This is a genomic window from Gordonia sp. i37 (assembly GCF_002043085.1).
GTDB classification, from domain to species: Bacteria; Actinomycetota; Actinomycetes; order Mycobacteriales; family Mycobacteriaceae; genus Gordonia; species Gordonia polyisoprenivorans.
This window is the reverse complement of record NZ_MVPX01000199.1, coordinates 1-3,381: the sequence shown is the minus strand read 5'-3', so window position 1 is coordinate 3,381 and position 3,381 is coordinate 1. Positions and strand designations below refer to the sequence as shown.

At 67.5% G+C, this 3,381-nt stretch carries 5 protein-coding genes; 1 reads left to right on the top strand and 4 read right to left on the bottom strand.

The annotated features are described in order from the left end of the window. On the bottom strand, positions 1-175 hold a 175-nt coding region (locus B1964_RS09390; protein WP_172398795.1), incomplete at its 3' end, for a crossover junction endodeoxyribonuclease RuvC. 108 nt (positions 176-283) lie between these two features. Here B1964_RS09390 and B1964_RS09385 point away from each other — a divergent pair. Beyond that, on the top strand, positions 284-904 hold the full coding sequence (locus B1964_RS09385; protein WP_079929591.1) for a hypothetical protein: 621 nt from the start codon (positions 284-286) through the stop codon (positions 902-904). Between the two features lie 49 nt (positions 905-953). Here the strand turns inward: B1964_RS09385 and B1964_RS09380 are convergent, their stop codons facing one another. From B1964_RS09380 to B1964_RS09370, 3 genes are all read right to left on the bottom strand, one after another. Further along, complete coding sequence (locus tag B1964_RS09380; protein ID WP_006370213.1) at positions 954-1,706, bottom strand: YebC/PmpR family DNA-binding transcriptional regulator; 753 nt, start codon at positions 1,704-1,706, stop codon at positions 954-956. A gap of 127 nt (positions 1,707-1,833) precedes the next feature. Next, entirely contained in the window at positions 1,834-2,445 is a 612-nt protein-coding gene (gene pdxT / locus B1964_RS09375) for a pyridoxal 5'-phosphate synthase glutaminase subunit PdxT (RefSeq protein WP_079929590.1), read from the bottom strand. Next, positions 2,442-3,296 carry an acyl-CoA thioesterase II gene (locus tag B1964_RS09370; protein ID WP_079929589.1) on the bottom strand — a complete coding sequence of 285 codons (855 nt, stop codon included), beginning with the start codon at positions 3,294-3,296 and terminating at the stop codon, positions 2,442-2,444. The genes pdxT and B1964_RS09370 overlap by 4 nt, the downstream gene beginning before the upstream one ends. Positions 3,297-3,381: the final 85 nt, after the last annotated feature.

The window sequence follows — 3,381 nt, the reverse complement described above, 5'->3', positions numbered from 1 at the left end:
GGTGGAGCCACTGGCTGGCCGCGGTGTACACCGCGAGCAGGCGTTGGGCGAGTTCCATGTCGGTGGGTGTGCGGACCACATCGACGTCGAGGGCGGTCACACTGCGACCACTCCCCGACTCGACCAGCGCGATCCCGCACCGGGTCAGCCCCGGGTCGACGCCCATCACCCGCACTCGACACTCCTCCACCGACAACGAACAGTTGTTCGAGATTCTAGCGACGCCGACCGACAGAGAGTGGGATCGACACGGCAACCCGTGGCGAACGAACACGGCCGAACCGTGGAGAATACGGCCGTGCCCGCCTACCGCCCGATCGACCCCGAGGGCCTGGTCGTCACGTGCGCCGAGAGGTGCGCGGCCCTGCCCGGTCAACCGGTGGTCGGGATCGACGGTGCGGTGGCGGCCCGGCCGGACCTGTTGGCGCTGCGGGTCATCGAGGTGCTGCGCTCCCGCGGACGTGCGGCGGAGGTCGTCCGGGTCGGCGACTACGTCCGCCCGGCCTCGCTGCGGCTCGAATGGGGACCGCACGACCCCGAGGCGTTCACCACCTCGTGGTACGACTTCGCGGCGCTGCGCCGGGAGGTACTCGACGGTATCCGCGACCACCGACGATGGTTGCCGCGGCTCTGGGATGAACTCTCCGACAGGTCATTTCGCGATCAACGGCTCGATGCCGCCTCCGGCCAGATCACTCTGATCGCCGGTGAGATGGTAGTGCGCGACGATCTCGACCTGGACCTGACGATCGCGCTGCGGATGAGTCGCGCGGCACTGTTACGCAGGACGCCGTCCGACCGGCAGTGGACGATCGACCCGTTGCTCGACCATCAACGCGACGCACCCGACCCCGACGTCGAGGTCCGCTACGACCAACCGGACCGGCCGGCGCTGCGGGGTTGAGGGCTGAGCGGTTGACGGCTGAACCGATGCCGGCTGCGTTGGCGGGGCCTCAGCTGTCGAGTTCGGCGAGCACCTCGTCGCTGACGTCGACATTGCTGTACACGTTCTGGACGTCGTCGGAATCCTCGAGCGCGTCGATCAGTTTGAACACCTTGCGCGCGCCCTCGGCGTCGACGGGAACCTCCACCGACGCACGGAAGTCCGCCTCGGCCGATTCGTAGTCGATGCCGGCCTCCTGCAATGCTGTACGCACCGCGACGAGGTCGGTCGGTTCGCTGACCACCTCGAACGTCTCGCCGAGGTCATTGACCTCCTCCGCGCCGGCGTCGAGCACGGCCATCAGGATGTCGTCCTCGCTCTGACCGTTCTTCTCCAGCGTCACCACACCCTTACGGGTGAACAGGTAGGCCACCGACCCCGGGTCGGCCATGTTTCCGCCGTTGCGGGTCATCGCGGTCCGTACCTCGCCGGCGGCGCGATTACGGTTGTCGGTGAGGCACTCGATGAGGATGGCGACACCGTTGGGTCCGTAGCCCTCGTAGGTGATGGTCTGCCAGTCGGCGCCACCGGCCTCTTCGCCGCCGCCCCGCTTGCGGGCCCGCTCGATGTTGTCGTTGGGCACCGACGACTTCTTGGCCTTCTGGATCGCGTCGTAGAGAGTCGGGTTGCCGGCGGGGTCACCACCACCGGTGCGCGCAGCGACCTCGATGTTCTTGATCAGCTTGGCGAACATCTTGCCGCGCTTGGCATCGATGACGGCCTTCTTGTGCTTGGTGGTCGCCCATTTGGAATGGCCGCTCATACGCTCTTCCGATCCTTCCCGTGCACCGGAGGAGCCCCTGACGGGGAGATCCGGGCATGACTTCTGTGGAACACGTCACTACTCGTCGAACACGTCGGAGATCGATTCTACCGACGCGCCACCCGCCTCAACCGCGCACCATGTCGACGAAGTGCGCGTGCACCCGCCGATCACCGGTCACCTCGGGGTGGAACGAGGTGGCCAGCACATTGCCCTGCCGCACCGCGACGACCCTCTCGGCGGCCGGGCCGCCGGGCACCCGGGCGAGCACCTCCACGTCGGCGCCGACCTTCTCCACCCAGGGCGCGCGGATGAACACCGCACGCATCGACGGTCCGCCCTCGGTGATGTGTTCGACGTCCAGGTCGGTTTCGAAGGACTCGACCTGACGGCCGAAAGCATTGCGGCGCACCGTGATATCGAGGGCATCGAGATGCCGGGCGTCGGGTCGCGTGTCGAGGATATGGGAGGCGAGCAGGATCATCCCGGCGCACGAGCCGTAGGCGGGCATGCCCTCGGCGAGCCGCTCGCGCAGCGGTTCGTACAACTCCAAGATCCCCAGGAGTTTGCTCATCGTGGTCGACTCGCCACCGGGGATCACCAGACCGTCGACCCGGTCGAGTTCGGTCGGGCGTCGGACTGCGGACGCCTGCGCGCCGGCACCGGTCAGCGCGGCGAGATGCTCGCGGACGTCACCTTGGAGCGCGAGCACCCCGATCCGAGGTCGGGCGCCGCTCACCGGTTCTGCCGGGCGTGCTGATCGGCGGGCATCACGCGCCCGGTCCGGCTCAAGCCCTCTTGGGTCACCGCGGCCACCATCCGTCCGGCCCGGTCGAAGATGCGGCCCTGGGTCAGGGTGCGCCCGGCACCCGCCGACGGCGACGTCTGGTCGTAGAGCAGCCACTCGTCGGCGCGGAAGTTTCGCATGAACCACATCGCGTGGTCGAGGGACGCCGATTGGGGTTCGACGCCGGGATGGGGCACCTTTGAGGACCCGAGCAGGGTCATGTCGCTCATGTAGGCCAACGTGCACACGTGGATCGTCTGATCATCCGGCAACGGTTTGCGGTATCGGAACCACACCCGTTGCTGGGCGACGAAGAACGGTGAGGTGACCAGTTTGTCGGCCGGAACGATGCGGATGTCGAAGTTGTCCCACTCCTTGAACACCGCTTTTTCGTCGTCGCCGGCCAGGACGTGCCGGTCGGGCAGGTCCTCGGGGGCCGGTGCGGGCGGAATGGGGTCCTGATGTTCGATGCCCTCGTCGGTGGTGACATGGAACGACGCCGACATCGTGAAGATGGCCTCGCCGTTCTGGATTCCGGTCACGCGACGGGTGACGAAGGAACGGCCGTCACGGATGCGGTCGACGAGGAAGACCGCGGGAATGTCGGGGTTGCCGGGCCGCAGGAAGTACCCGTGCAGCGAATGCACCGAGAACTCGTCGGAGACGGTCCGTGTCGCCGAGACCAGCGCCTGGCCGGCAACCTGTCCGCCGAAGGTGCGTTGGAGCTGACTCTCGAAGGCCCCGCCCCGATAGATGTCGGTCTCGATGCGCTCGACCCTGAGGACGTCCTCGATCTCTGCCACCCGACCAGTATCCCGTATGCGTTCCGTCGACACTCGAAAGGGCCTGCGCAGACGGCTCGCCGCGCGGACGCCGTGGGCACCGGGG

What these genes read in the sequence shown, in the direction of transcription:
- B1964_RS09380 (WP_006370213.1), bottom strand. Translation starts at nt 1,706, where the DNA reads ATGAGCGGCCATTCCAAATGGGCGACCACCAAGCACAAGAAGGCCGTC.